Annotated in this window: 16 protein-coding genes; 3 read left to right on the forward strand and 13 right to left on the reverse strand. The window is 73.9% G+C overall.

What is annotated here, in order from left to right; genetic code table 11:
* Window positions 1-5 precede the first annotated feature (5 nt).
* The 13 genes from OG753_RS08310 to OG753_RS08370 all read right to left on the reverse strand — a co-directional run bounded on the left by OG753_RS08310 (window position 6) and on the right by OG753_RS08370 (window position 22941).
* Window positions 6-1403 (reverse strand): condensation domain-containing protein, encoded by a 1398-nt coding sequence (locus OG753_RS08310; protein ID WP_405787885.1) that lies wholly within the window; start codon window positions 1401-1403, stop codon window positions 6-8.
* The gene (locus OG753_RS08315; protein ID WP_405787886.1) at window positions 1403-4759 is read right to left on the reverse strand and encodes a non-ribosomal peptide synthetase; all 3357 of its coding nucleotides are present in this window, start codon (window positions 4757-4759) and stop codon (window positions 1403-1405) included. The genes OG753_RS08310 and OG753_RS08315 overlap by 1 nt, the downstream gene beginning before the upstream one ends.
* Window positions 4752-8852 carry a non-ribosomal peptide synthetase gene (locus tag OG753_RS08320; protein WP_405787887.1) on the reverse strand — a complete coding sequence of 1367 codons (4101 nt, stop codon included), beginning with the start codon at window positions 8850-8852 and terminating at the stop codon, window positions 4752-4754. Before OG753_RS08320 ends, OG753_RS08315 begins: the two co-directional genes overlap by 8 nt.
* 250 nt (window positions 8853-9102) lie before the next feature.
* Entirely contained in the window at window positions 9103-10377 is a 1275-nt protein-coding gene (locus OG753_RS08325; protein ID WP_327261162.1) for an MFS transporter, read from the reverse strand.
* 115 nt (window positions 10378-10492) lie between these two features.
* On the reverse strand, window positions 10493-11524 hold the full coding sequence (locus tag OG753_RS08330) for a winged helix DNA-binding domain-containing protein (RefSeq protein ID WP_405787889.1): 1032 nt from the start codon (window positions 11522-11524) through the stop codon (window positions 10493-10495).
* Between the two features lie 12 nt (window positions 11525-11536).
* Window positions 11537-12211, reverse strand: coding sequence for a 4'-phosphopantetheinyl transferase family protein (locus OG753_RS08335; RefSeq protein WP_405787891.1), 675 nt, complete (start codon window positions 12209-12211; stop codon window positions 11537-11539).
* Window positions 12211-16149, reverse strand: a complete 3939-nt coding sequence (locus tag OG753_RS08340; protein WP_405787893.1) for an amino acid adenylation domain-containing protein — start codon at window positions 16147-16149, stop codon at window positions 12211-12213. The genes OG753_RS08335 and OG753_RS08340 overlap by 1 nt, the downstream gene beginning before the upstream one ends.
* A gap of 15 nt (window positions 16150-16164) precedes the next feature.
* Entirely contained in the window at window positions 16165-17379 is a 1215-nt protein-coding gene (locus OG753_RS08345) for a cytochrome P450 (protein WP_327261166.1), read from the reverse strand.
* A 1-nt stretch (window position 17380) separates the two neighbouring features.
* Window positions 17381-17632: an MbtH family protein gene (locus tag OG753_RS08350; protein ID WP_405792573.1), complete on the reverse strand. Its 252-nt coding sequence runs from the start codon at window positions 17630-17632 to the stop codon at window positions 17381-17383.
* Entirely contained in the window at window positions 17629-18378 is a 750-nt protein-coding gene (locus tag OG753_RS08355; protein ID WP_327261167.1) for an alpha/beta fold hydrolase, read from the reverse strand. The genes OG753_RS08350 and OG753_RS08355 overlap by 4 nt, the downstream gene beginning before the upstream one ends.
* Before the next feature lie 3 nt (window positions 18379-18381).
* Window positions 18382-20292, reverse strand: a complete 1911-nt coding sequence (locus OG753_RS08360; protein WP_405787895.1) for a non-ribosomal peptide synthetase — start codon at window positions 20290-20292, stop codon at window positions 18382-18384.
* Window positions 20289-21800, reverse strand: a complete 1512-nt coding sequence (locus OG753_RS08365) for an aldehyde dehydrogenase family protein (protein ID WP_327266673.1) — start codon at window positions 21798-21800, stop codon at window positions 20289-20291. Before OG753_RS08365 ends, OG753_RS08360 begins: the two co-directional genes overlap by 4 nt.
* A 127-nt stretch (window positions 21801-21927) precedes the next feature.
* Window positions 21928-22941, reverse strand: coding sequence for a BTAD domain-containing putative transcriptional regulator (locus OG753_RS08370; RefSeq protein WP_405787897.1), 1014 nt, complete (start codon window positions 22939-22941; stop codon window positions 21928-21930).
* A 183-nt stretch (window positions 22942-23124) separates the two neighbouring features.
* Between OG753_RS08370 and OG753_RS08375 the strand changes: the two genes are divergently transcribed.
* The 3 genes from OG753_RS08375 to OG753_RS08385 all read left to right on the forward strand — a co-directional run bounded on the left by OG753_RS08375 (window position 23125) and on the right by OG753_RS08385 (window position 26698).
* Window positions 23125-24726: a tryptophan halogenase family protein gene (locus OG753_RS08375; protein ID WP_327261170.1), complete on the forward strand. Its 1602-nt coding sequence runs from the start codon at window positions 23125-23127 to the stop codon at window positions 24724-24726.
* 84 nt (window positions 24727-24810) lie between these two features.
* On the forward strand, window positions 24811-25431 hold the full coding sequence (locus OG753_RS08380) for a flavin reductase family protein (RefSeq protein ID WP_405787899.1): 621 nt from the start codon (window positions 24811-24813) through the stop codon (window positions 25429-25431).
* On the forward strand, window positions 25418-26698 hold the full coding sequence (locus tag OG753_RS08385; RefSeq protein ID WP_327261172.1) for a cation:proton antiporter: 1281 nt from the start codon (window positions 25418-25420) through the stop codon (window positions 26696-26698). The genes OG753_RS08380 and OG753_RS08385 overlap by 14 nt, the downstream gene beginning before the upstream one ends.
* Window positions 26699-26754 lie beyond the last annotated feature (56 nt).

The following is a 26754-nucleotide window of genomic DNA, read 5'->3' on the forward strand; positions in this document are numbered from 1 at the left end:
ACTCCCTAGATGGTGAGCGGGGATGCGGGCGCGGCGGTGGCCCGGTCCAGCACGTCCTCGATTCCGGTGAGCAGGCCCCGCACGTCCTCGGGCGTGGCCGCGTGGCGGTTGTACTCGGCGGTGCCGCCGATCTCGCCGTCCCGTTCCACGAGGCCGACACAGGCGAGGGCAGCGGCCGGGTCGGGGCTGTAGAGCTCCAGGTGCCGGGCGGGCGGTCCCGGCAGCTGGCCGACCTCGATGCCCGGGAGGTCCAGGGGGGCCGCCGGGTAGTTGTGGAGGGCGAACAGGACGTTGTACGGCGGGGGCGTGCCCTCGCCGAACAGGACGTCCACGGGCAGGCGCTGGTGGGCCAGCGCGTCGGCCACCGCGGTCCGGGTGCGGTGCAGCAGTTCCCGGAAGGTGGGGCCGCCCGCCAGGTCGAGCCGGATCGGTACCACGGTGGTGAACTGCCCGACGGCGCCCTCGAGGGCGCCCGCGAAGCGGCCGGCCGCGGGGGTGCCGATCACCAGGGAGGTACGGGCCTGCCTGCGGGCCAGTACCACGGCCAGCGCGGCGAGCAGCGTCATGAACGGGGTGGCCCCCTCGGCCGCGCCCAGTTCCAGCCCGCCGGCGACCGGCCCGCGGGCCAGCCGTACGGGCACGTGACCGCGTTCGAATCCGCCGGGTGCCCGGGGTGCGGGCGGATCGGCGGCGAACACCGCGCGTCGGCGGGCCAGTTCGGCCGAGCCGTCGGGTCCGGCGAGCCAACGGTGCTGCCAGTCGGCGTAGTCGGGGAACTGCAGTGCGGGCGGGACGAGGGCCGCCGGGCCCTCGCGGTAGCCCGTGGCCAGGTCCGTGAGGAGGACCCCGGAGGACCAGCCGTCGAAGACCGCGAGGTGGGAGGCGAGGATCAGGACGTGCTCGTCGGGGGCGAGCCGCAGCAGCCGGAAGGCGCTGGTGCGGCCGCTCTCCAGGTCGAGGACGGTGGAGGCGCTCTCGGTGCTCTGCAGGGCCACGCGTTCGGCGGCGGCCTGCGGGGTGAAGCCCGAGAGGTCGGCCCGGGTGAGCCGCAGAACCGGTTCCTCGTCCACGTGCAGCCTCGGCTGCCCGCTGGTGGAGACGGTGAGCCGGGTGCGCAGCGCCTCGTGGCGGCGCAGCACCCCGGTGAGGGCCTCCGCGAGCCGCTCGGGGTCGAGCGGCCCGGTCAGCCGCAGGGCGTGCGAGCCGGTGGCGACGGCCGGGTGGGTGCGTTCGCTGCGCCACAGCCGGGCCTGGAGCGCGGTCGGGGGGACCGGCCCCGCGCCGGAGCGCGGGGCCGGGTGGGCGGGTACGGGCTGCCGGGCGGCCAGCATCAGCCGGGCGAGCTCGCGCTTCGCCTCGGGGAGCGCGGCGAGCGCTCCTTCGAGCCCGGCCCCGTCGGCCATCAGGGACCGTCCGGGTGCTGGAGGGAGCCGAGCAGGGCGGCGGCCTCGTCGTCGCTCATGTTCTCGATCTGCTCGAAGACCGCGAGCAGCCGGTCCTGTTCGCCGGCGGCCTCGGCCTTGGCCTTACGGACCAGCTCGGCGAGTCCGGAGACCGTCGGGCGGCCGAAGAAGTCGGCGAGGGCGATGTCGATGCCGAAGAGGGCGCGGACCCGGGAGACCACGATGGTGGCCTGCAGGGAGCTGCCGCCCAGGGCGAAGAAGTCGCCCTCCACGTCCGGGTTCTGCCATTCCAGGAGCGGGGTGAGGATGTCCCGGCAGATCTGTTCCTCGACGGCGTCGCGCGGCGCGGTGCCGCCCTGCGCGGACAGTTCGGCCGGCTGGGGCAGGGCGGCGGTGTCGACCTTGCCGTGCGGGGTGAGCGGCAGTTCGTCCAGGACGACGACGACCGGAACCATGTAGCCGGGCAGCCGGCCGGCCGCGTAGGCGCGCAGGCCCTCGGCGTCGGCGACCTCGGAGGCGTAGGAGCCCACCTGTTCGACGGTGACGTAGGCGGCCAGCATGCGCTCGCCGCCCGCGGCGGGCTGGGCCACGACGACGGCCTGCTGCACCGACGGGTGCCCGGTGAGCACGGACTCGATCTCGCCGGGCTCGATGCGGTGGCCGCGCACCTTGAGCTGGCGGTCGGTGCGGCCGAGGAAGTCCAGGTTGCCGCCGGGCAGCCAGCGGACCAGGTCACCGGTGCGGTAGAGGCGCTCGGTCTCGGGGCCGTCCGCGTAGGGGTTGTCGGCGAAGCGGTCGGCGGTGAGCTCGGGGCGGCCCAGGTAGCCGCGGGCCACGCCGGGGCCGGCGACGCACAGTTCGCCGGGCACGCCGGGCGGGACGGGGCGCAGCCGCTCGTCGAGGACGAAGGCCTGGTGGCCCGGCATGGGCCGGCCGATCGGGGGGTTCCGGTCGTAGCTGCCGGTGCAGTCCATCAGGGTGACGGCGACGGTCGCCTCGGTGGGGCCGTAGCCGTTGACGAACCTGCGCTCCCCCGCGGTCCATTCGGCGACCAGCCTGCCGGGGAAGGCCTCGCCGCCCACGGAGACCAGCCGCAGGTCGGGCAGGCCTGCCTGGTCGAGCAACGGCAGCAGGGCGGGCGGGAGTTCCGCGACGGTGACCGCGTCCTCGCACATCCGGGTCTGGAGCAGGGCCGGATCGCGGCGCTCGTCGTCGGTGGCGATGACGAGCGAGCCGCCGGCGAGCAGGGTGGTGAAGATCTCGAAGACGGAGACGTCGAAGGTGAGCGGGGCGAACTGCAGGACGCGGTCCTCGGCCCGGATCTCGTAGGCCTTGGCGATGGTGCGGGAGAAGTGGGTGACCGAGCGGTGCTCGATCATGACCCCCTTGGGGGTTCCGCTGCTGCCCGAGGTGTAGAGCACGTAGGCCAGGTCGCCGGGGTGGGAGGTCGGCGCGAGGGAGGGGACCTCCCGGACGGGGGCGGCCGTTCCGGTGGTCACCAGCTCCAGCGGTACCGGCAGTTGCGCGGCCTCGTCGACGAGGGCGTGCCTGACCTTGGCGTCGGTGAGGACCGTACGGGTCCGCTCGGCCGGGGCGGCCGGGTCGACCGGAATGTAGTGGGCCCCCGCCTTGAGCACGCCGAGGACTCCGGCGACGGCGGCCGGTCCGCGGGCGACGCACACCGCGACGGGGTCGCCGTGCCGGACACCGCGGTCGCGCAGCCGGTGCGCGATGGCCTCGGACCAGCGGTCGAGGGCGGCGTAGTCGAGCCGGGTGGAGCCGTGGCGGACGGCGACGGCATCGGGGTGGATGGTGGCCCGCTCGCGGAACGCGCGGTCCAGGGTGGTGGTCCAGGCGGCCTCGTCCACCGGGCCGCCGCGCGACAGCTCGCGGGCGTGCCGGGAGGCGGCCGGCTCCTCGACCAGGCTGATGTCGCCGACCAGGAGGTCGGGGTTCTCGGCGACCTGCTCCAGCACCTGGCGGAAGGCGGCGAGCAGGGCGCTCGCCGTGCCGTGCCGGTAGAGGGAAGTGTTGTACTCGAGGGAGAGTTCCAGGCCGTCGTTCTCGCCGACCAGGAAGCTCATGTCGAACTTGGCCGCGCCGTCGTGCAGTTGCTCCATGCTGAACTCGACGTCGGCGGCCTGCGCCCGGTGGGTTCCCCAGCGGCCGAGCGAGGTGAACTCGATCTGGAAGAGCGGGTGCCGCAGCGGGTCGCGCACCGGGCGGACGGCCTCGACGACCTGCTCGAAGGGCAGCTCGCTGTTGGTGAAGGAGTCCATGACGGAGGCCGCGGTACGGGTCACCAGCTCGCGGAAGGTGAGCCGGTCGGTGACCTCGGTCCGCAGGGTGATCATCTGCACGAAGCAGCCGATGACCTGCTCCAGGTCGGGGTGCGGCCGGGAGGCGCTGGCCGTGCCGACGACGACGTCCTCGGTACGGGTCCAGTGCCGCAGCAGCGCGTTGAACGCGGCGAGCAGGGTGGTGAAGACGGTGGTGTTGCCGGCGTCGGCGAGCTCGGTGAGGCGGTCCAGCAGCTTCTGGTCCAGGGTCAGTTTCAGACCGCGACCGTCGCCGCGGGTCTCGGGACCGCGCGGGTGGTCGGGCAGGACCTCGGTGGCCACTGCGCCGGCCAGGATCTGGCGCCATTTGCCCGCCAGGGCCCGGCCGTGCTCGTCGTTCTCCAGCTTGGCGCGCTGCCAGGCCGCGAAGTCGGCGTACTCGACGGCGAGCGGGGGGGCCTCGGGGCGTTTGCCCGCGGCGGCCGCCGCGTAGCTGGAGGTCAGCTCCTCGGTGAAGATGCGGGTCGAGCCCGGGTCCCAGGCGACGTGGTGGACGACCCAGAGCAGGACGTGCCGGTCCTCGGCGAGGCGGACCAGGTGGGCGCGGACGGGCGGGGCGGCGGCCAGGTCGAAGGGGGCGGCGGCGCAGGTGGCGGTGAGCTCGGCGAGTTCGCGGTCCGCGTCCTCGCTGCCGGACAGGTCGGTGCTCTGGACGCCGAGCACGAAGGAGGGGACGGGCTCCTGCCAGGGGACACCGTCGATCTCGACGAGTTTGCTGTGGAGCACCTGGTGGCGGGCGACGACGGCGTTCAGCGCCTCGTGCAGGGCGGCCCGGTCGAGGGGACCGCCCAGGCTTATCGCCAGGGCTATGTTGTTGCGGGCCTTGCCGGCACCGAGCTTGTCGACGAACCACATCTGCTCCTGCTGGAAGGAGGAGCGGGACCGCGGTCCGTGGTCGGCGCGCCCCAGTTCGATGCGGCGGCCCACGCCGGCCGTCATCTGGTTGCGCATCCGCCCCAGCAGCCGGGAGCGCTGTCCCTGGGGCAGACGGCCGAGCCGTTCGGCGAGATCAGACATGGGTTCCTCCGTTGCGGTGCAGGTCGGCGAGGAGCGCGGCGAGAGCGTCGGGCAGGTGCTTGGCGAAGTAGTGGCGGCCCCCGGGGATCACGGCGAGCCGCACGTCGGCCGCGTAGCGGCCCCAGGCGCGGTAGCCGTCCTCGTATCCCTCGGTCGCGTCGTCGGCGTCGCCGATGATGCAGGTGAGGGGGGTGGCCAGGGGCCGGTCGTAGCCGCCCGGGGTGCGGGCGAAGAAGCGGGCGGCCTCGGTCATGTCGTGGCGGACCATCCGCAGGACGGAGGTGAGGTCGCTGTCGTCGAGGACGCCGTCGAAGCCGTCCATGGTGGTCAGGTAGGCGACGAGGTCGTCGTCGCCGGAGACACGTTCCATCTCCAGGGCGTACTCGGGGTCCTCCTCGGGGAGGGCCGCGGCGAGGTCCAGGGCGATGGGCCGCTGCCCCATCCGTTCCAGCACGTGGGTGGTCTCCAGCGCGGTGACGACTCCGGCGCAGTGGCCGTAGACCGCGTACGGGCCCTGCACGGTGCGGGCGATCTCCTGTGCGGCGAGTTCGGCGAACTCGGGGACCGGCAGCATCGGGCCGGGGCGCAGCGGGTCGTGTCCGGGCGGCGAGACGGCCAGGAGCTCGATGTGCGGCGGGAGCTGTGCGGCGAGGGGCTGGTAGGCGATGGCGTCGCCGCCTCCGTGCGGGAAGCAGACGAGGGTCAACGAGGTGGTGCCGGGCGGGCGTTGGGGCGTGAGCCGGTGCAGCAGTCCGGGGCCCGGCGCTCCCGCGCCGGCACCCGCGCCCGTTCCGGCGAGTTCGGCGGTGCGGGCGGCGAGGGCGGCCGGGGTCGGGTTGCTGAAGAGGTCGACGACGCGCAGGGCGGCGGCTCCGCCGTCCGGCAGGGCGGTGGCGACGGCGCGGACCGCGCGTACGGCGGCGAAGGAGTCCCCGCCGAGGGCGAAGAAGTCGTCGTCGGGCGCCACCTGCACCCCGAGCACCTCGGCCCAGACGGCGGCGATCCGCAGGGCGACCGGGTCCGCCCCCACGTGCGCCGCGGCGGCGGTGGGGCCCGGCGCGGGTGCGGTGGGGCGCGGGTCGGGCAGCGCGCCCCGGTCCACCTTGCCGTTGGGGCTGAGCGGCAGCCGCTCCAGCGGCACCAGGTCGGCGGGGACGCAGTGCGGCGGCAGGACGGCGGCGAGCGCGGTGCGCAGGGCGGCCGTGTCCACGTCGGCGCCCTCCTCGGGCACCACGTAGCCGACGAGCCGGTCGGAGCCGGCGGTGCGGCGGGCGGCGACGACGGCCTCGCGGACCCCGGGGCACGCGCGCAGCGCGCTCTCCACCTCGCCGGGCTCGATGCGGAGCCCGTTCAGCTTGATCCGGAAGTCGGTGCGGCCGAGGAGTTCGATCGTGCCGTCGGCTCCGTAGCGGGCCAGGTCGCCGGTGCGGTACAGCCGTTCGGTGCGTCCGGGCTCCAGTTCGACCCGGACGAACTTCTCCTCGGTCAGCTCGGGCCGGCCCAGGTAGCCGCGGGCCAGTCCGACCCCGCCGAGGTGGAGTTCGCCGGGCACGCCGACGGGGACGAGGCGGTCCTGCGGGTCGAGGACGTAGGCGAGCTGGTTGGCCATGGGCCGCCCGTACGGGAGCTTCGTCCACTCGGGATCGACCCGGCCGACGGGGTACTCCACCGAGTGGATGGAGGCCTCGGTCGCCCCGCCGAGCGCCACGAAGGACAGGCCGGGCGCGAAGGCGCGGATCCGGTCGGGCTGGGTGACGGGGATCCAGTCGCCGCCGAGGAAGGCGGTGCGCAGCTTCGGCAGCCGGGGTCCGCCGGCGTGTTCGAGCTGGTCGGTGAGGAGACCGAGGAGGGCGGGGGCGGAGTTCCAGACGGTGACGCCGTGCCGCTCGACGAGGTCGGCCCAGTGCGCCGGGTCCTTGGCGGCGGCCGGGTCGGGCAGGACGAGCGTGCCGCCCGCGGCCAGGATGCCGAGGGTCTCGTAGACGCTCATGTCGAAGCTGGGCGAGGACAGGGCGAGGACACTGTCGCCGGGCCCGATGCCGTACGAACGGTTGAGGTCGAGGAGGTTGTTGACCACGCCGCGGTGTTCCAGGGCGATGCCCTTGGGGGTGCCGGTGGAGCCCGAGGTGAAGATGATGTAGGCCAGGTCCCGGGAGGTGACGGGGACGGCCGGCCGGGTCGGGGGCAGCTCGGCGAGCGCGGCCCGGTCGGTGTCGAGCAGCACCTGCGCGGTACCGGCGGGGACGGGCAGCCGGCCGATCAGCTCGGCGTCGGAGACGACGATGGGCGGTGCGGAGTCCCGCAGCAGGAGCGCCAGGCGCTCGGCCGGGTAGTCCGGGTCGAGGGGTACGTAGGCCCCGCCGGCCTTGAGGACGGCGAGGATCGCGGTGACCAGGCCGGGGCCCCGGCGCAGGCACAGGGCGACGGTCCGGTCGGGTCCCGCGCCGGCTTCGACGAGACGGTGCGCGAGCCGGTTGGCGCGCTCCTCCAGTTCCCCGTAGGTGACGTTCCAGCCGCCGAGTCCGCCGAGGACCACCGCGGGCGCGTCGGGCCGCCGGTCGGCGTGCTGCTCGAACAGCTCGTGCAGGCAGGCGTCCTGGGGGAAGGGGGCGCGGGTGGCGTTCCAGTCGTCCAGGGCGGCGCGGCGCTCGCCGTCGGTGAGCAGGGGCAGGGCGGACAGCGGGGCGTCCGGGCGGGCGAGCGCCCCTTCGAGGGTGGTGAGGAAGTGGCCGAGGAGGCGGTCCACGGTCGCGGCGTCGAACAGGGCCGTGGGGTACTCGACGAGGGCCCGGACCGCCGTGCCGGTGTCGTGGACGCTGATCATGAGGTCGTACTTGGTGGCGTGCGAGGAGAAGTCGATGGGCTCGGTGGCGACGCCCGCCAGGCCCGGGGCGGTGTCCGGGGTCTCGTCGAGGAGGAACATCACGGAGGTGAGCGGCGGCCGGCTCGGGTCCCGGGGCAGTCCGAGGGCGTCGACGATCAGGTCGAAGGGCAGTTCCTGGTGCGCGTACGCCTGGAGGGTGGTGTGGCGGGTGGCTCGGACCAGCTCGGCGAAACCGGGGTCGCCGCCGGTTCTGATGCGCAGCGGCAGGGTGTTGACGAAGAAGCCGATGAGCTCGCCGAAGGCCGGGTGGTCGCGGCCGGAGACGGAGGTGCCGACGATGATGTCCTCCTGGCCGGTCCAGCGGCGCAGGGTGGCGGCGAAGCCGGCCAGCATCGTCATGTAGAGGGTGGCGCCCTCCGACTTGCCGAACTCCCGCAGCCGGGCGATGAGCCGGGGCGGGAGGTCGATGTAGCGGGAGGCGCCGGCGTGGCCGAAGACGGGGGGTCTGGGCCGGTCGGTGGGCAGGTCCACGGGGGTGGCGCCGCCCAGCTCCTCGCGCCAGAAGGAGGTGAGGCCCTCCAGCCGGTCCCCGCTGACGCGGCGGCGCTGCCAGGTGGCGAAGTCGGCGTACTGGAGGGCGAGCGGGGCCGGGGCCTCGGCGGGCGCCCCGGTGCGGGCGGCGTAGGCGCGCTCCAGTTCGGTGTAGAGCACGCGCATGGACCAGCCGTCGGTGACGATGTGGTGCAGGTTCAGGACGAGGACGTGGTCCTCGGCGCCGATCCGGCCGAGCCGGGCCCGCAGCGGGACGGCGCCGGCCAGGTCGAAGGGGGCTCCCGCGTCGGCGTCGTAGAACGGCCGGACCGCGTCCTCACCGGGGAGCTCGGTCAGCGGCAGGGGCAGCCGGTAGCCGTCCACCACCCGGGGCACGGCCTCGGTGGCGCCCTCCTGGTAGGTGTAGACGGTCCGCAGCACCTCGTGGCGGTCCACGATGTCCTGGAGCGCCCCGTGCAGGGCGCCGACGTCGAGCGGGCCGCGGATGCGGGTGGCCACCGGCACGTTGTAGGCGGGGCTGCCGGGCTGCAGCTGGTCGATGAACCAGAGGCGGCGCTGTGCGAAGGAGAGCACCGGCGGGTCGGCGGGGTCACGGGGCGCGGGATCGGGGTCCTCCCGTACTGCGGCGCGCCCGCCGGCTCGGCCGGTCAGGGCCTGGAACAGTGCCCGGCGGGACTTCGGCAGTGCGGCTATGCGTTCGGCGAGGGACTCGCTCACCTTGAGCCTCCGTGCGTCTTCGGGAGTCGGGAGAGGGATACGGCGAGGTGGCGCCGCGCGGTGCGCGGCGCTGGGGCTGGGGCTGCGGGTGGGTGCGGGGTGCGCGTGTCCGCGTCCGGCTGCGGGTGCGGGAGCGGGAGCGGACGTACGGGATGGGGCGCGGGGTGGGGCCCGGTGCACGGCGCGGGGCGCGGTGCGGAGTGGGCGCCGTTCGGCCGGCGCCCACTCCCGCTCCCCCGTCGTGCGTCGATCAGGCGGTGATCCTGGCCTCGTCGGCGGCCGGAGATCCCTCCTCGGCGTTGTCACCGGCGGGCATTTCCTTGATCTTGGCCACCGGGCCGCCCAGCAGGGTCAGGCCTCCGACGATGGTCACGGCGCCGGCCACCGCGAGGCCGCCGGTCAGGCCGATGCCCTCGCCGAGCGCGCCGCCGGCGAAGTAGCCCAGCGACAGGGCGCCGTACACCGCGGAGAGCGCGGTGCCGCTGACGCGGCCCATCTGCTCGTTCGGGGTGACCCCCTGGACGAGGCTGAGGACGTGGATGTCGAACATCGGGGAGACGAAGCCGATGACGGCCTGGACCACGATCAGTCCGACGAAGCCGCCGACCGCGCCGCCCGTCGGGATCAGGATGTAGCCGGCGCCGAGGACGACGGCGGTGATCACCAGGAGGCGGCCGACGGAGAGGCTCTTGGAGACCACCTCGGAGAGCACCGCGCCGACGATGACGAAGACCGACATGACGGCGAAGGCGATGCCGACCTGGCCGGGGCTGAGGTTCAGCACCTTGTAGGCGTAGACGATCAGGAGGGCGTCACCCATCGCGGCACCGAGGTTGACCACGACGTTGGCGGTGAACAGGCCGCGCAGCACCGGGTTGCCGAAGAGGGTGCGCATGCCCTCCTTCATCTCTGCCTTGGCGGACGCCTTGCGCTCTTCGGTCCGCTCACGGGTGTCCCGGTGACGGATGACGAGCAGGGCGGCCAGCGAGATGAGGAAGGTGAACGCGTCGGCGGTGATGGCGCGGGCGGCGCCGAGCACCTGGATGAGCGCGCCACCGGCGCCGGCTCCGACTGCTTCCGCGACGCTCCGGCTGATCTGGAGTTTCGTATTGCCTTCGATGAGGTTCTCGGTGCCGATGAGCTGCGGCAGCCAGGACTGGTAGGAGACCTCGAAGAAGGTGGTGAGGATACCGGTGAGTGCGGCCACGATGTAGACGTGGGTCATGCTGACGGAATCGAGGGCGAATGCCAGCGGGATCGTTGCGAGGGCCAGGAAGCGGCCCAGGTCGGCGACGATCATGACGGTGCGCCGCGAGACCCGGTCGGCCACGAGCCCCGCGAACGGGGCGAGCAGCAGGAAGGGGAGGAAGCGCAGCGCGCCGAGCACGCCGACCTCCAAGGCTCCGCCGTCCAGCACCACGACCGCGAGGGTGGGTAGCGCGAGGAGGGAGATCTTGTCGCCGAAGTTGCTGACGGTCTGCCCGAACCACAGGCGATTGAAATCGGAATGCCGACCGAGTGCCATGTCGACGCCCTTTTCTGATTGGGTAATTGTCGGACGGCACTGACGCTATGGGCCTCGAGTTAGCGACCGGTTATGAATCCGGGCACTGTAGAACTCTTGTAGACAGGCTATGAGTTCAGCTGGAGAAGCGTGCGACGTCGGCGCTCTCACGGGTGATTCCGGCCGCCACGTCGGGGCTGTGGGGCCCGGCCCCGGGGAAGGGTTCGACCGTCACCGGCATCCCACGGCGTCCGCCCGACCATGTGCCGACGGCCAGCCCGTCGACCAGCACGGTGGCCCGGATCTGCCCGCCGCCGGGCCACACCCGGCGTTCGTGTTCGGCGGGCACGGAGAGGTCACGGCTGCGGTAGCCGACGAGGTAATTGTCGTAGGCCGGCAGCAGGCGCACGTCGGGTTCCCCGGCCGGGGGCACGGCCTCGGGCCCGGTCTCCCGTACGGAGGCCCACGCGTTCTTGCCCGTGGTGGCCTTGAGCCCCGACCAGTGGATGAAGTCCAGGGCGTCGGAGGGTCCGTGGGCCGCCCGGTAGCGGCGCGCGAGTTCGCGTTCGGCGGCCGCTCCGGTGAAGGGCAGGGGCCCGGTGGCGGGCAGCCAGTCGTCGAGGAGGACGAAGGTGGCCTCGCCGCCCTGCTGCGGCCCGTGACAGATACGGCCCGCCAGGGCTGCCCGGCGGATCAGGTGGAAGGCGGACTGCCCCTTCGGCTCCACGCCGAGGGTGGTGAGCCGGTCGGTGAGCTGGGCGCGGGTCAACGGCCCCTCACCGTCGATGGCTTCGGTGATGAGCCGCTCCGAGCGTGTGCACAGGGACTCGTCGAGGCCCAGCTCGCGCAGCCGCCGGGCGGCGAGCGCGAGGTAGACCGGGCCGAAGAGGGCCAGCAGCCATCTGGCGTCGGCGGCCGGCACCAGCTGGAGGGTGCCGCGCATGAACCAGCCGCGGACGGCGGTGCGTTCGGTGTCGGCGGCCCGGCGGACCGCGTCCCGGGTCAGCCCGCGGGCCCGCACCCGGAGCCCGAGCTCCGCCGCGGCCAGGTCCTGTGCCTGCACGGCCAGCACCCGGTCGAGGACGGCGGCGACCGATTCCTCCCGGACCCCGCCCCCGATCGCCTGTGCGCGCGCCCTGAGCAGCCGGTCGGTCGTAGTTCGTTCCACGTGTCCAGTCTTTCAGCCGAGCAGCCGCAGCCGCATCTCCTCGCGGGCCGCCACGCATCCGACGACCCGATCGCTCCCCCAGTCCAGCAGCCGCCAGCCGCTCCAGCTCGCCGGCCGCTGCCCGTACACGGGAAGGTCGAGGCGGGCCGCTCCGTCGAGCGTGGCCGCCCCGACCTTGACCAGGGACTCCTTTCTCACCCACTGGCGCAGGAAGGCGCGCCGCGGGTCTTCGGCCGCCCGTACGGCGGCCAGTTCCTCCTCGTTGCAGACGGCCTCGGCCACCCGCTGGTCCAGCGGGTGGCCGTCGAGCGTCTCCACGTCCACACCGACGGGGCCGTGGGCCGCGGCGGCCGCGACCCAGCCCCGGGTGTGGGCGAGGCTGACACCGGTGCCGGGCGCTTCGAGGAGCCGCGGCCTGCCGTGCGGCCGGTCGCAGCTCCCGCAGCTCTGGACAACGGTGAGGCTCTGCGCCGGGCGGCCCAGGAGCCGCCCGGCGCAGAGCCGGACCAGTGCGTGCGCGGCCAGGAAGTCCTCCCGGTCGCCGGCAGACCGCAGGGCGCCGGCCCGGTCCAGTTCGGTACCGGTCAGCAGCTCCCGTACGTCCCCGGCCGCGGCCAGCACCGCCGCGGTCGGCCCGGCCAGAGCGAGGCCGGGCGGTGCGGGACCGGCCGGTGCGGTGCCGGTCATCAGCGCCTGCGGCGCAGCACCGCGTAGTAGCCGGGCAGCCGCAGGGCGTCGGAGTCCGACTGGGGGTCGATGGCGTGCAGTTCTATCGCCTCGTCCTCGACGACCTCCCAGGCGTCCGCGCCGAACGCCTCGGCCAGTTCGGGCCGGGTGAAGCGGTGCGAGTGCCGGACACCGGCGGCCTCCAGCGGGCCGACCAGGTCCTCGGCGCGGCCGCGCTTGCCTCCGACGAAGCCGAGGTAGCCGAAGGAGTTGCTGGAGTAGTCGGGCTCGTGGACGATCAGCGTGCCCTCGTCCCCCAGCAGGCGGTCGGCGACGGCGGCGAGCCGGGCCCGGGCCTCGCCGTCCAGGACGTGGAAGACGCCGCGGACGAAGATGTTGTACGGCCCCTCGCCCAGGGCGGCGGCCTGCTCGGCATCGGTCATGTCGATCGCCAGGTAGTCGACGTTCGGCACGCCCTCTGCCTCGCGCGTGGCGTGCGCGATGGCGCTGGCCGAGACGTCGACGCCGACGACCCGCGGGTAGTGCGGGGCGAGTTCGCGGCTGTAGCGGCCGTTGCCGCAGCCCAGGTCGATGACCGGCAGGCCGCTGCGGAAGTGGCGCTGTGCCTGGCCGAGCAGCCAGTGGAACTCCTCGCCGCTGTCGGCGTCCCAGATGACGTCGCCGCCGCGGCCGGTCCGCCGGATCCCCGCCCAGTACCGCTCCCAGGCGTCGCCGGTGTCGCGCTCCTCCGCCTTGCCGGGGGCGGCGCTCTCGTCGCCGGGCGGCGGGGAGTGGCGCTCCCAGACCTCGTCCCCGCCGAGGGCCTCGAGCAGGCCGGTGAACTCCTCGAACATCGAGTCGATGAGTCCGTCGGGGTAGACGGCGGGCAGGAAGTCCCAGTTGAAGGTGAGGCCGTCGGGCTTCTCGAAGACCTGGAAGTCGAGGGAGACCTGCGGGGTCTGCGAGATCCCGTAGACGGGCGCGCCCAGTTCGGTCTCCTCGTACTGCGGCGGGTGGCCGGCCAGGCTGGTCATCACCACGGGCATGGCCGGGGCGAGGGAGCCGCGCAGCTTGGTCAGCTCGCGCAGCACCTGCACACCGCTGAAGTAGCGGTGCTCCAGGTCGGCCCAGAGCCGGCGCTGGACGGCCTGGGCGCGTCCGGCGAAGGTGCTCTCCGTCTGCTCGACGGCCAGCAGCAGGGTGGTGGTGGTGTCCGCGAGCAGCGCGTTGACCTGCGGGTGCAGCGGGAGGCGGTTGAACAGCGGGAAGTTGATGGTGAACCGGGCCTGTCCGGCGGCCCGGCCGAGGATCTCGGCGTAGGCGGCGGCCAGCACCCCGGAGGGGGTGACCTCGCGGGCGTGGGCCCGCTCCTGGATGCGGGTCCACAGTTCCGGGGACACAACGTGGCTGCGTCGTTCGAAGCGGACCGGCAGCTCGGGGGCGTCGGCCGGGCGCTCGGGCAGCCCGGGGGCGGGCGGGAGGGTGGCGAGGCGGTCGCGCCAGTACCACTCGGAGCGGCGGTAGAGCTCGCTGTCGCGCAGCGAGTTCCCGACGGCGAGGACGTAGTCGCGGAAGGTCAGCTCCAGCGGGGCGAGTTCGGCGCCCGGTTCCACGTAGTAGGTGACCAGGTCCGGGATGAGGACCTGGAAGTAGCTCCAGGCGTCGGCGACGAGGAAGTCCAGGCAGAGGTGGATGCGGGCCCGGCCGCCGCCCAGCAGGCTGATCCGTACGTCGAACAGCGGCCAGCTGTCTCCGTCGAGGACCTGGTGGGAGAGCCGCTCGCGCAGCTCGGCCAGCTCGGCCTGCCGGGCCTCCTCGCCGAGGCCGCCGAAGTCGGTGACGGGAATCTCGTAGGCCGGGATCTCCTCGAAGACCTGCTGGGTGCCGTCGGGCAGGACGCGGGTGCGCAGGGCGTCGTGGCGTTCGACGAGCCGGCGCCAGGCGCCTTCGAAGCGGGCGACGTCGAGCTGCTCGCTCTCCCACTCGAAGTAGCCGTGGCAGCCGACGTTGCCGAGCTCGACGAGTCCGCCGCGGCCGATCCACAGCGCCTGCTGGCTCTCGGTGAGCGGGAAGGGCTCGAAGCGCGCGGCGGGGTCGGGGACGATCGCGGGGAGTCCGCCGAAGGAGCCGCGGCCGCCCGTGCGTTCGGTGGTGACGAGGGTGGCGAGCTCGGCGACGGTGGGGCAGGTGGAGAGGTCGGAGAGGCTGAGCTCGACGCTGTAGCGGCGGCGGATCTCGTCGATCAGCTGGAAGGCCAGCAGCGAATGGCCGCCCAGCTCGAAGAAGTTGTCGTGGATGCCGACGCCGTCGGTGCGGAACGCCTCGGCCCACAGGCGGCCGATCCCGTCCTCGACCTCGTTGCGGGGGGCCTCGTAGCCGGCGCCGACCGCGTCGCGGCCCTCCGGGGGCTCGGGCAGGCTGCGCCGGTCCACCTTGCCGTTGGGCAGCCGCGGGAGCACGGGCAGGACGACGACGGTGGCGGGGACCATGTAGTAGGGCAGGGTGCGGGCGACCTCGGCGCGCACCGCGGCGGAGTCCGGTTCGGCCGCGCCGGCCGGGGAGACGTAGGCGATGAGCCGCTTGTCGCCCGGGCCGCGCTCCTGGGTGACGACGACGGCCTCCGCGATGTCGTCGAGCCGTGCGATGTGCGTCTCGACCTCGCCGAGCTCGACGCGGAAGCCGCGGATCTTGACCTGGGAGTCGGACCGGCCGAGGAGTTCCACGGCGCCGTCCTCGCGGCGGCGGGCGAGGTCGCCCGTGTCGTAGAGCACCGGGTGCGGGTCGTCGGCGACGAAGTTGGGGTGGAACTTCGCGGAGGTGAGCTCGGGGCGGCCGTGGTAGCCGGCCGCGACACCGGCGCCGGAGACGTGCAGGCGGCCGACCTCGCCCTCGGGCACCGGGCTGCCGTCCTCGTCGAGGAGGTGGACGCGCAGGTTCGCGATGGGCACGCCGACCGGGACCTGGCGGGTGGCGCGGACCTCGTCGGAGGTGGCCTGGCTGGTGAAGTCGATGCCGGCGCCGAGGTCGAGGCAGGACAGGACGTTGGTGGTCTCGGTGGTGCCGTAGGTCATCACGACCCGGAAGGGCGTGTCGACGGGCGGCCAGCTGTGCACGCGCTCGGCGGTGGTGACCAGGATCCGCAGCGCGGTGTCCGCCGGCCACGTCAGGCCCCAGGCGGGCTCGGCCAGGGCGGCGACCAGCATGGTGTGGGTGATGCCCTCGCCGGCCAGCCAGTCGCGGATCTGCTCGGGGGTCTGCGCCTGCCCGGCCTCGGGGATGTGGACGGCCGCTCCGGCGGGCAGGTAGGCGAGCCACTCCATGATCTGGACGGCGAAGCCGGGGGTGGACATCCAGGAGGCGCGGTCGCCGGGCCGGACCCCGTAGGCACGGGTGGTCCAGTGCACCAGGTTGGTGAGCGCGCCGTGCCGCTCCAGGACGGCCTTGGGGGTGCCGGTGGAGCCGGAGGTGTAGATGAGGTGGCTGACGGTGTCGGGTCCGGTCACGACGGCGGGCGCGGTGTCCGGCTGTCCCTGCCCGGCCGTGGCGACCTCGTCCCGGGGGACGTCCTCGGGTATCCGGCGGCCGAGGTCGGCGGGGGTGAGTACCAGCAGCGGGGCGGCGTCGGCGATCATCGCGGCGAGCCGGTCGTCGGGGTTGACCGGATCGAGGGCGACGATCGCCGCGCCCGTCTTGAGGATGGCGAGGGAGCCGATGACGTACTCGGCGCTGCGCGGGTAGCAGAGGCCGATCCGGCTCCCGGCGGCCGCGCCGCGGGCGATCAGCGCGTGCGCCAGGCGGTTGGTGGCGGCCTCCAGTTCGGCGTAGGTCCAGCTGCGGTCGCCCTGTGCGAGGGCGGTGGCCCGGGGGGTGCGGGCGGCCTGTTCGGCGAGGAGCTGCGGGTACCCGGTCGCGGGGAACGCGGCGTCCGAACGGTTGAAGTCGACGAGTGCGGTGGTCACAGTGCGGGCCCTTTCTTACTTCGCGAAGGCTCGGCTGCGCAGCAGCCGCACGGGGAGAGCGTTGATCCCCCAGGTGAAGTTGGAGGAGTTGAAGGTGACGGGTCCGGCCAGTTCGAAGCCGTCGAGCACGCCGAGCATCTCGGTGAGCAGGGCGCCGAGTTCGAAGCGGGCCAGGCGCGCACCGAGGCAGAGGTGGCGGCCGTGGCCGAAGGCGACGTGCCGGTTGGGGCGGCGGTCGACCCGGAAGGAGTGCGGATCGGCGAAGACGTCCTCGTCACGGTTGGCCGAGACGTTCCACAGCGTCACCCGGGCGCCCTCGGCGATGGGGATCCCGTTGATCTCGGTGTCGCGGACGGCGGTGCGCAGGGCGTGCACCCCGGGGGTGGTCCAGCGCAGGATCTCCTCGACCGCAGGGGTGATGCCGTCGTGGCCGAGGCCGCGCAGCAGCCGCCACTGGTCGGGGTGTTCGGCGAACATGTGGACCGCGCCGGCCGCCGAGTAGCGGGTGGTCTCGTTGGCCCCGGAGAGGACCCCGTTGAGGTTGAAGACGATCTCGTGGTCGCTGAGCGGCCGTTCGACGCCGTCGCCCTCGTCCACGAGGGTGTCGTGGGCGATCTGGCTGACCAGGTCGTCGCCGGGGCGGGCCCGGCGCTCGGCCAGCAGTTCGATGAAGTAGAGGAAGATCTCCGAGTGCGCGTTGGTGCGCACCTCGTCGTCCGGGGAGTCGAAGGCGTCGGTGGTCAGGGCCCCGATCCAGGCCCAGTCGGCGCGCGGGATGCCCATCATGGCGCAGACGACCCGGTTGGGCAGCTGCTTGGCGAGGTCGATGAAGTCCAGCTCGTCGCGTTCGACGGCCTCGGTCACCAGCTCGCCGACGACCTTCTCGACCATCGCCTCCAGGCGCGGCATCTGCTGCGGTCCGAAGGCCTGGTGGAGGGCCCGCTTGAGGCGGGTGTGGTGGGGGACGTCGGAGACGATGAGCATGCGCTGGGCGACGGCGGCGACGGCCGCCGGGTCGCTGCCCAGGCGCATCCCGCGCGCCGAGGAGAAGGTGTCGCTGTCGGCGTACGCCTTCATGATGTCGCGGTGGCGGCTCAGCACCCAGAAGCCCCCGTCCTCGCTGCCGGGTTCGGGATGCCAGTGGACGGGCGAGTTGGCGCGCAGCCAGGTGAAGGCGGGCCAGAAGTCGTTGCGGCCGAAGGGGCCCGGGTCGAGCAGGTCGATCTCCATCTCAGGCTCCTCGCAGGCTGAGCGGGCGGGTGTCGGGCCATTGGGCGTCCACGAAGCCGGCGCATTCGTCCTCGGTGCCGTCGAACCCGGCCGGCGTCCAGCCGTCGGGGGTCTCGCGTGTGGCGGGGTACAGCGCGTACTGCCCCTCGTGGTTCACGAGAACCTGGTGGGTGGTGGGCACGGTGTCCTCCGGACTCGGGCGGGCGGGCAGGCGGGTTGTTGCGGACGGTCGGGCGGTCGGACGGGCGGTCAGACGCCGGTCGTGGTCTCGCCGCCCGTGCCCCGCAGCAGGGCGGTCAGCTGGTCCAGTACGGGCTGCGGGCGGCGCAGTACGGCGTGGTGGCCGCCCCTGGTGGTGTGCCGGGTGAACGCGGCGGTGGTGACCGCGGCCCAGCCGTCCAGGTCCTCGGAGCTGACGGTCTCGTCGCCGTCGGCCCCCCAGGCGTGGACCGGCGCGTCCAGGCGTACGTCCGGCTTGTGGACGTAACTCAGCGACAGCTGCGCGTCCTTGCGGAGCATCGCGACCATCAGGGCGCGGGTGTCCTCGTCGAGCAGCCCGGGGTCGAGGCCGGCCGTGTCGAAGAGCTTGTCCAGCTCCTCGCCGTCGTCGACGATGCCGCGGCCGGCGCCGTCCCAGTGGCCGGGGGCCCGGCAGCCGCTGACCACCAGGGCCCGCGGGGCGACCCGGCGGGAGACCTCGTAGCCGAGGAGGCCGCCGAAGCTGTGGCCGAAGACGACCAGGGGCCGGCCGTCGGCGACCACGTCCAGCAGCTCCGCGGCGATGGCCCCGACGGCCTCGTCGAAGGTGTCCGGCATCGGCTCACGCCAGCGGTTCTCCCGCCCCGGCAGCTGTACGCCGTACACCTGGGCGGTACCCGCCAGTGCGGGCTGCCAGGCGCGGAACTGCTGGCAGCCGGCCCCGGCGGGCGGCAGGCACAGGAGGGCGGGCAGGGTCCGGCCGGCGGGGTCGTCCGACCAGGTGGAGATCCAGGCGCCCATGGCTCAGGCCCCTTCTGCTTCGGCGGCGTCGCCGCCCGGGGCGGCGGCGGACGCCTCCCGCTCGGCGGCGAGCCGGTCGACCTCGGCGGCGAAGTGCGCGGCCGTCGGCTGTGCCAGCAGTGCGCCGAGGCCGACGCGCAGTCCGGTGATGCGGCGCAGCTCCGACACGGCGCGGGCGGCGGCCAGGGAGTGGCCGCCCAGATCGAAGAAGTCCGCGTCGGGGCCGGGGATCTCGGTGGCGAGCACGTCGGCCCAGACGGCCATCACGATGCGCTCGCTCGTGGTCGGGCCGGTGCCCGGGGCCGCCGGCTGCGCGGCGGGCGCGGCTTCCGGCGTCACCAGGGCCTTGGCCAGCGCCTCGCGGTCGGCCTTTCCGGTGGTCAGGGTCGGGATCCGGTCGAGCACCTGGACCGTGCTGGGCACGGCGGCTGCGGGCAGCTGCTTGCGGCAGCGTTCCACGACCAGGTCGGCGAGGCCCGCCCGGTCGGCGCCGGGGGCCGCGACGACGGCGAGGCCGAGGGTCTGGCCCGAGGCGAGGGGGCAGCAGGCGGCGGCGACGACCTCGGGCAGCTCGGCGGCGATCCGCTCCACCTCGCCCAGTTCGATGCGGTGACCGCGGATCTTCACCTGGTCGTCGCGGCGGCCCCGGTACTCCAGTTCGCCACCGGGCCGCCGGATCACCACGTCGCCGGTGCGGTACATGCGCGTGCCGCCGCCCTGGAAGGGGTCGGGCAGGAAGCGGCTGGCGGTGAGGCCGGGGCGGCCCCGGTAGCCGCGTGCGACGGCGGGGCCGCCGAGGTAGAGCTCGCCCTCGGTGCCGGCGGGCACCGGGCGGAGCTCCGCGTCCAGGACGTACGCCCGGTAGCCGGGCAGGGGTCGTCCGATGGTGGTCACGTCGTCCCCTCGTCGGCTGTCGGCCCAGGTCGCGGCGATGGTCACCTCGGTCGGCCCGTACACGTTGAGCAGCCGGCGGCCGTGGGCGAACCGTTCGGCCAGTGCGGCCGGGCAGGCTTCTCCGGCGACCACGACCACTTCGGCGGAGTCGATGCCGGCGCCGTGGGCGGCGAGCAGCGACGGGGTGAGGGAGACGGTGCGCAGGCCGCCGGGCAGCGGTTCGCGGCCTTCGGCGGCGGCCTGGCGCAGCCCGTCCAGGGAGAGGTCGGCGAGGGCCACGCCCTGGCCGTGCGTCAGGTAGAGCAGGGTGCACCAGAGCCAGCCGTCGAAGGCGGGCGAGACGGCGTTGAGGCCGAGCCCGCCGGGCGGCAGGCCGAGTCCGCCGAGGGCTTCGACGAAGGTGTCCAGGCCCCGGTAGGTGACCTCGACCCCCTTGGGGCGGCCGGTGGTTCCGGAGGTGTAGATGAGGTACGCGCAGCCGTCGGGGGCGGGTACGGACACCGCGAGCGCCCCGGGGGCCCGGCGGCGGACGTCGGCGGGGGCCAGCAGGGCGATCCCGTCGGGCTCCAGTCCGGTGGGCACCTCGGGGGCGACCAGGACGGCGGCGCCGGCGTCGCGCAGGACGCGGCCGAGGCGTTCGACGGGGTGGCCGGGGTCCAGGGGTACGGCGGTCGCGCCGAGGCTCCAGACGGCGAGCAGGGCGGGGACGCTCTCCCGGGACCGGCCGAGCAGCAGCCCGACGGCGGTCTCGGGGCCGGCTCCGGCCGCGGCGAGCGCGGTGGCGTACCGGGCGGTGCGGGCGGTGAGCGCCGCGTAGGTGAGGGTGCCGTCGAAGGCCTTGACGGCGGTCTCGTTCGGCTGTTCGCGCGTCCACCGTTCCAGGCGGGCGAACAGCGGCGGGAGGGTGTCGTCCGCCGGCGCGGCGGGATCCGGTTCCGCCCCGGCCGCGCGGAACGGTGTGTCGTCGGCCGGTACCCGCAGGGCGGTGGCCCCGGCGGACTCGGCGTGCCGGTGGGTCATCCGTCGTTCCTCTCGGTGTCCGCGGGGCGGGCGGCCGCGGTCGCCCGCAGGCGCGGGCCGACCACCTGGCCCCCCGCGCCCTGCGGGAGCTGCATCGACTTGGTCTCCAGGAAGGCCTCCAGTCCGGCGGTGCCGCACTCGCGCCCGATCCCGGACTGCTTGAATCCGCCGAACGGGGCGGCCGGGTTGAACTGGCCGCCGTTCACGTCGACCAGGCCGGTGCGGAAGCGGCGCGCCGTCCGCTCGGCGCGGGCGTCGTCGCCGGACCAGACCGCGCCGTGCAGCCCGTAGCGGGTGCCGTTGACGATCCGGACCGCCTGGTCCTCGTCGTCGTAGGGGATGACCGAGAGCACCGGTCCGAAGATCTCCTCCTGGCCGATGCCGCTCAGCGGGTCCACGTCGGCGAAGACCGTCGGCCGGACGTAGTAGCCGGTGTCCAGCCCGGCGGGCCGGTCGGGGCCGCCGCGGACCAGCCGGCCGGCGCCCTCCTCGACGCCCCGCCGGATGTGGCCGGTGACCCGGGCGTGCGCGGCGGCGGACACCAGCGGGCCGAGGTCGGTCGCCGGGTCGCGCGGGTCGCCGGTCACGTACCCGGCCATGGCCTCGCCGGCGAGCTCCACGGCCTCGTCCTGCCGGTCCCGGGGCACCAGCAGCCGGCTCCACTGCAGGCAGGTCTGGCCGGTGTTGAAGAGCATCTGGTCGACGGTGGCGGCCACGGACGCGGCCAGGTCGGCGTCGTCGAGGACGAGGCTCGCGTTCTTCCCGCCGAGTTCGAGGTGGACGCGCTTGACGCTGCCGGCGCCGAGCGCGGAGACCTCCCGTCCGGCCCGGGTGGAACCGGTCAGGGAGACCACGTCGATCAGCGGGTGGGTGACGAGCGCGGTGCCGACGGCGGCGCCGGTGCCCACGACCATGTTGAAGACACCGGGCGGCAGATCGGCCTCGGCGATCGCCTCGGCGAGCAGCCGGGCGTGCAGCGGGGTGATCTCGCTCGGCTTGTGCACCACGGTGCAGCCCGCCGCGAGCGCGGGGAGGATTTTCTGCACGGTGAGCAGCAGCGGGGTGTTCCACGGGGTGATGCAGGCGGCCACTCCGGCGGGCTCGCGCACGACGAGCGAATGGCCCACGCTCTCCTCGAAGGTGTAGGAGGCGGCGGTCTCGACGCAGTGGGCCGCCATGCCGAGGGAGAGCCCGACATGGGTCTGGCGCGCCATCCGGGCGGGCGCACCGACCTCGGCGGTGATGATTTCTGCGAAGCGGTCGGCCCGGACCTCCATGGCCTCGACGACCCGGCGCAGCAGAGCTACGCGTTCGGGCAGCGGGGTGGCGGCCCACCGTGGGAACGCGGCGGCGGCGGCGCGCGCGGCGAGGTCGGCGTCCCGGGCGGTGCCCGCGGGCACGGTGGCCAGGGCGCGCTCGGTGGCGGGGTCGGTGACGGCCAGGCGGCCGTCGGCGTCGGAGGCGACCCAGGCGCCGCCGATCCACTGGTCGGTGTAACGGGGCGGCAGGGCGGCCGCGTTGGGCTCGGCCCCGGACGGTCTGGTGTCCTGTGGCTCGGTCGGCACGGTCAGCACGGTCACGGTGGGGTCCTCACTCGGTCACGGAATCACGGGCTCGCTGGACGGCGGGTCGGTGTCACGCGGACGCCTGGTCGGCCGCGCGGGCCAGGGCGGCCGCGGCCCGGCTGTCGGGCCTGGCCCGCCGCACGGGCCGGGCCGGGACGGTCGTACGGAGGTCCGCGCTGCGGGCGGGGGCTCCGGCCCGGCGGGCGGGCGGCCGCAGCGCGCGGACGGTGGCGGGCGGGGCCCCCGCGACGGAGGCGAAGGCGGAGGCGGCAGCGGGAGCGGGAGCGGCGGGGCGCGCGGCGGCGGGGATCAGGGTGGCCAGCAACCGCTGGGTCTCCTGGCCGGGTGCCACGGCCAGCTCGTCGCGCATGCGGCGGGCGCACAGCTCGTACCAGCGTCGTACGCAGGCGAGTTCGCCGCGCCGGCCGTGCGCGGCCATCAGCGCGCGGTAGGTCTCCTCGTGGTGGCGGTCGATCTCCAGCGTGCGCCTGCACACCTCGATCAGCTCGACGAAGTCCTCGCGGGCCTCGGCGTCGGCGCGCAGCACCCCCAGGGCCCGCAGGGCGAGGGCCCTGAGGTACTCGCGCTGTTCGACGACCCAGTCGGCGCTCTCGCCGCGCAGGAACTCGCCGCCGTACAGGCCGAGCGCCGCCCGCAGCCGGGTGCGGGCGAGCGGGGCGTCGCCGGCCGCGGCGGCCCGCAGGCCGGTGTGCACGAGTTCCTGGAAGCGGTCGAGGTCGGACCACAGCCCGGTGATGTGCAGGACGTAGCCGAAGTCGCGGTAGACCAGCTGGATCCCGGAGTCGCCGGGGCGGTCGGGGTGGGCGTCGAGCACCCGGCGCAGGGCATGGGCGGCGACCTTCAGGGAACTGCCCGCGGCGGCGTCGGCGCCGGGCCACAGGGATGCGTAGAGCCGGTCGCGGGTGAGCATCTGGCCGCGGTGGACCACGAGGTACTGGAACAGGCCACGGGCCTTGCCGGCCCGCCAGCGCTGGACGGGGGTGCCGTTGACGGTCAGCTCGAAGTCGCCCAGGAAGCGGACCCGTACCGCCGGCCCCGCCGTCCCGTTCGCTGCGGTGGTCATCGCGTCCTCCCGGTGGTTTTCAGCCTGCCGCTGCTGCCTGCGAGGAGTGTGTCCGGGAGGTCTACAAAGGCCCTACAACGGCCGGATCCGATCGGTGTAGGGCGGTGATAGGGCCGCTTTCGACACTGATGAGCACGACCACCCGAACCCCCGAACCGCCGAATCCGAAATGAGGGCTGTTTCATGACCAGCAGCGACACCCGGCTTCAGAAGGTCGTCATCCTGGGCGGCGGCACGGCCGGCTGGATGACGGCCGCATACCTCGGAAAGGCGCTGCAGGGAACGGTCGACATCACCGTGCTCGAAGCGCCGTCGATCCCCCGCATCGGGGTCGGCGAGGCCACCGTGCCCAATCTGCAGCGTTCCTTCTTCGACTACCTGGGCATCGCCGAGGACGAGTGGATGCGGGAGTGCAACGCGAGCTTCAAGATGGCCGTGCGCTTCGTCAACTGGCGGACCGACGGGCAGGGCGAGTCGGCGGCCCGCGAGCTGCCGGGCGGCGGTCCGGACCACTTCTACCACCCCTTCGGGCTGCTCCCCGACTACGACCAGACCCCGCTGTCGCACTACTGGTTCAAGCGCAAGCACGAGGGCCGCACCACCGAGCCGTTCGACTACGCCTGCTTCCGCGAGCCCCCCGTGATGGACGCGATGAAGGCCCCGCGCTGGCTCGACGGACGTCCGGCCACCCGGTACGCGTGGCACTTCGACGCCCAGCTGGTGGCCGACTTCCTGCGCCGGTTCAGCACCGAGAAGCAGGGCGTGAACCACGTACAGGACGAGATGGTGCGGGTCGAGCAGGACGGCCGCGGCTACGTGACCACGCTGCACACCAAGGGCGGACTGGCGCTGGACGCCGACCTGTTCGTGGACTGCTCGGGCTTCCGCGGCCTGCTGATCAACCAGGCGATGGAGGAGCCCTTCATCGACATGAGCGACCACCTGCTGTGCGACAGCGCGGTGGCGACTGCCGTGCCGCACGACGACGAGGCGAACGGGGTGGAGCCGTACACGTCGGCGATCGCCATGTCCTCCGGCTGGGCGTGGAAGATCCCCATGCTGGGCCGCTTCGGCACCGGCTACGTCTACTCCAGCAAGTTCACCGACCAGGACACCGCCACCCGCGAGTTCGCGGACATGTGGGGCCTGGACGTGGAGGAGACGAAGTTCAACCACATCCGCTTCCGCGTCGGCCGCAACCGCCGCGCGTGGGTGAAGAACGTCGTCAGCATCGGCCTGTCCTCCTGCTTCCTGGAGCCGCTGGAATCGACCGGCATCTACTTCATCACCGCCGCGATCTACCAGCTGGCCAAGCACTTCCCGGACAAGACCTTCAACGAGGGCCTGGTCAACAGCTTCAACCACGAGATCGAGGTGATGTTCGACGACACCCGCGACTTCATCCAGGCGCACTTCTTCTACGCGCCGCGCAACGACACGCCGTTCTGGCAGGCCAACAAGAAGCTGACCCTCCCGGACAACATCCAGCAGAAGATCTCGGCCTACAAGGCCGGCCTGCCCATCAACTCTCCGATCACCGACGAGTCGACGTACTACGGCAACTTCGAGGCGGAGTTCCGCAACTTCTGGACCAACGGCAGCTACTACTGCATCTTCGCGGGCCTGGGCCTGGAGCCGGACGCCCCGCTGCCCTCCCTCGCGCACCGGCCGGACTCGGTGGCCGGCGCCGAACCCCTCTTCGACACGGTCAAGCGCCAGCAGCAGAACCTGCTGGAGACCCTGCCCAGTGCCTACGACTACCTGCGCCAACTGCACGGCGCGTAAGGCCCACCGCTCCCACGGCCCGGCAGCACGGCTCTCCCGCCGGCTGCCGGGCCGCAGTTGCTTCAGCCACCTCAGGAGTCAGACATGCCCCACCGTTCCGTGCCCCATCCCGCCGCACCGGACGAGTCGGCCGGGGGCCGTCCGGCGGACCTGCGGCCCTTCATGGCCGCCTTCCCCACCGGGGTGTCCGTCGTCACCACACTGGATTCCGATTCCGTGCCGCACGGCCTGACCTGCACCTCCCTCGCGAGCGTCGCCCTCGAACCGGCGACGCTCGTGGTGTGCATACGGGCGGCGAGCCCGACCCTCGCGGTGCTGCTCGCCGGCGGCCACTTCGCCCTCAACCTGTTGCACGAGCGGGCCCGCGGCACCTCGGACCTGTTCGCCTCCGCGGCGCCCGACCGCTTCGACCGCGTCGAATGGCGGCTGCCGCTGGGGGCCGGCGGGCCGCACCTGACGGCGGACGCGCACGCCGTCGCGGACTGCGCCGTGGTCAGAACCGTCGGCTTCGGGGACCACACGGCCGTCTTCGCCGAGGTCCGCCGGGTGACCGTACGGGACGACCGGCAGCCCCTGCTCTACGGGCAGCGCCGCTACGCCCCGTGGTCCGCGGCCGCGGCGGTCCCGCAGCCGGCCGCGCACGCCGCCCTGCCCGCCGCGCTGCGACCCGCCGGGACCGAGGGGGGCACCCGTGTCGTCGGCTGATCCGCTGCCCTCGCTCCTGATCGCCGTCCCCGTCGTGATCCTCGCCTGCCAGGCGGGGGCGATCGTCTTCCGCCGGTTCGGCCAGCCGCCGGTGGTGGGCGAGATCGCCACCGGCATCCTGCTGGGCCCCTCGCTGCTGGGCTGGCTCTGGCCGCAGGCCCAGCACTGGCTGTTCCCGCCGTCCGTGCTTCCGTACACCTCGGTGCTCGGCCAGCTCGGGCTGCTCGCCTTCATGTTCCTGGTCGGGCTGGAGCTGGACCTCAAGAGCCTGCGCGGCCACACCCGCGTCGCAGTGGCCGTGAGCCAGGCCGGGATGCTGCTGCCGCTGGCCCTGGGCTCGGTGCTGGCACTCGCGATGTACGACGGGTTCGCCCCGGCGGGTGTGGGCCGGCTGCCGTTCACCCTGTTCATCGCGGTGGCCATGAGCATCACCGCGTTCCCCGTCCTGGCCCGGATCCTCACCGACCGCGGCCTGTACGGAACCCCGCTCGGCGCGCTCGCCATGGCCTGCGCGGCCGTGGACGACGTCGCCGCGTGGTGCCTGCTGGCCCTGGTGGTGGCCCTCGCCTCGGCCGGGTCCCCGATGGAGGCGGCCACCACGGCCGCGCTGGCCGTGGCCTTCACCCTGGTGATGCTCTACGCCGTACGCCCCCTGCTGGCGCGCTGGGCGGCCCGCGCCGAACGGGCCGGGGACGCCGTGGTCCTGGTGGCGCTCTTCAGCGGACTGAGCCTGTCCGCGCTGGCCACCGACCGGATCGGGGTGCACGCCCTGTTCGGGGCCTTCCTGTTCGGGGTGATCACCCCTCGCACCGGGCAGCGCATCGAGGCCTCGGCGGCCCGGCTGCGCGCCTTCACGGTGCCCGTGCTGCTGCCGCTGTTCTTCGTGCTCACCGGGCTGCGCACGGACATCGGCGGGCTGACGGCGGCGCCGGAGCTGTGGCTGTGGACGGCCGCCATCCTCGGCGTCGCCTTCCTCGGCAAGTGGGGCGGTGCGGCGGGCGCGGCCCGTGCCTGCCGAAGACCCTGGCGGGAGGCCCTGTCGATCGGCGCCCTGATGAACTGCCGGGGGCTGACCGAGCTGGTGGTGCTCAACGTCGGTCTGGAACTGGGAGTCATCGGGCCGCAGCTGTTCACCGTGCTGGTGCTGATGGCCCTGGTGACGACGGCGATCACCAGCCCGGCCCTGACCCTGCTCCGTGCCGGCAGGGAGGTGAAGCGCCCGGCCCCGGCGAAGGCCGAGCCGGAGGGCGCCCTCTCCGGGCCCTGACCGGCAACCGGTACCGGGGAGGGGACCCGACGGGCCGGAGGACGTCCGCCTCGGCC

The organism is Streptomyces sp. NBC_00029, assembly GCF_045160505.1.
GTDB lineage: Bacteria > Actinomycetota > Actinomycetes > Streptomycetales > Streptomycetaceae > Streptomyces.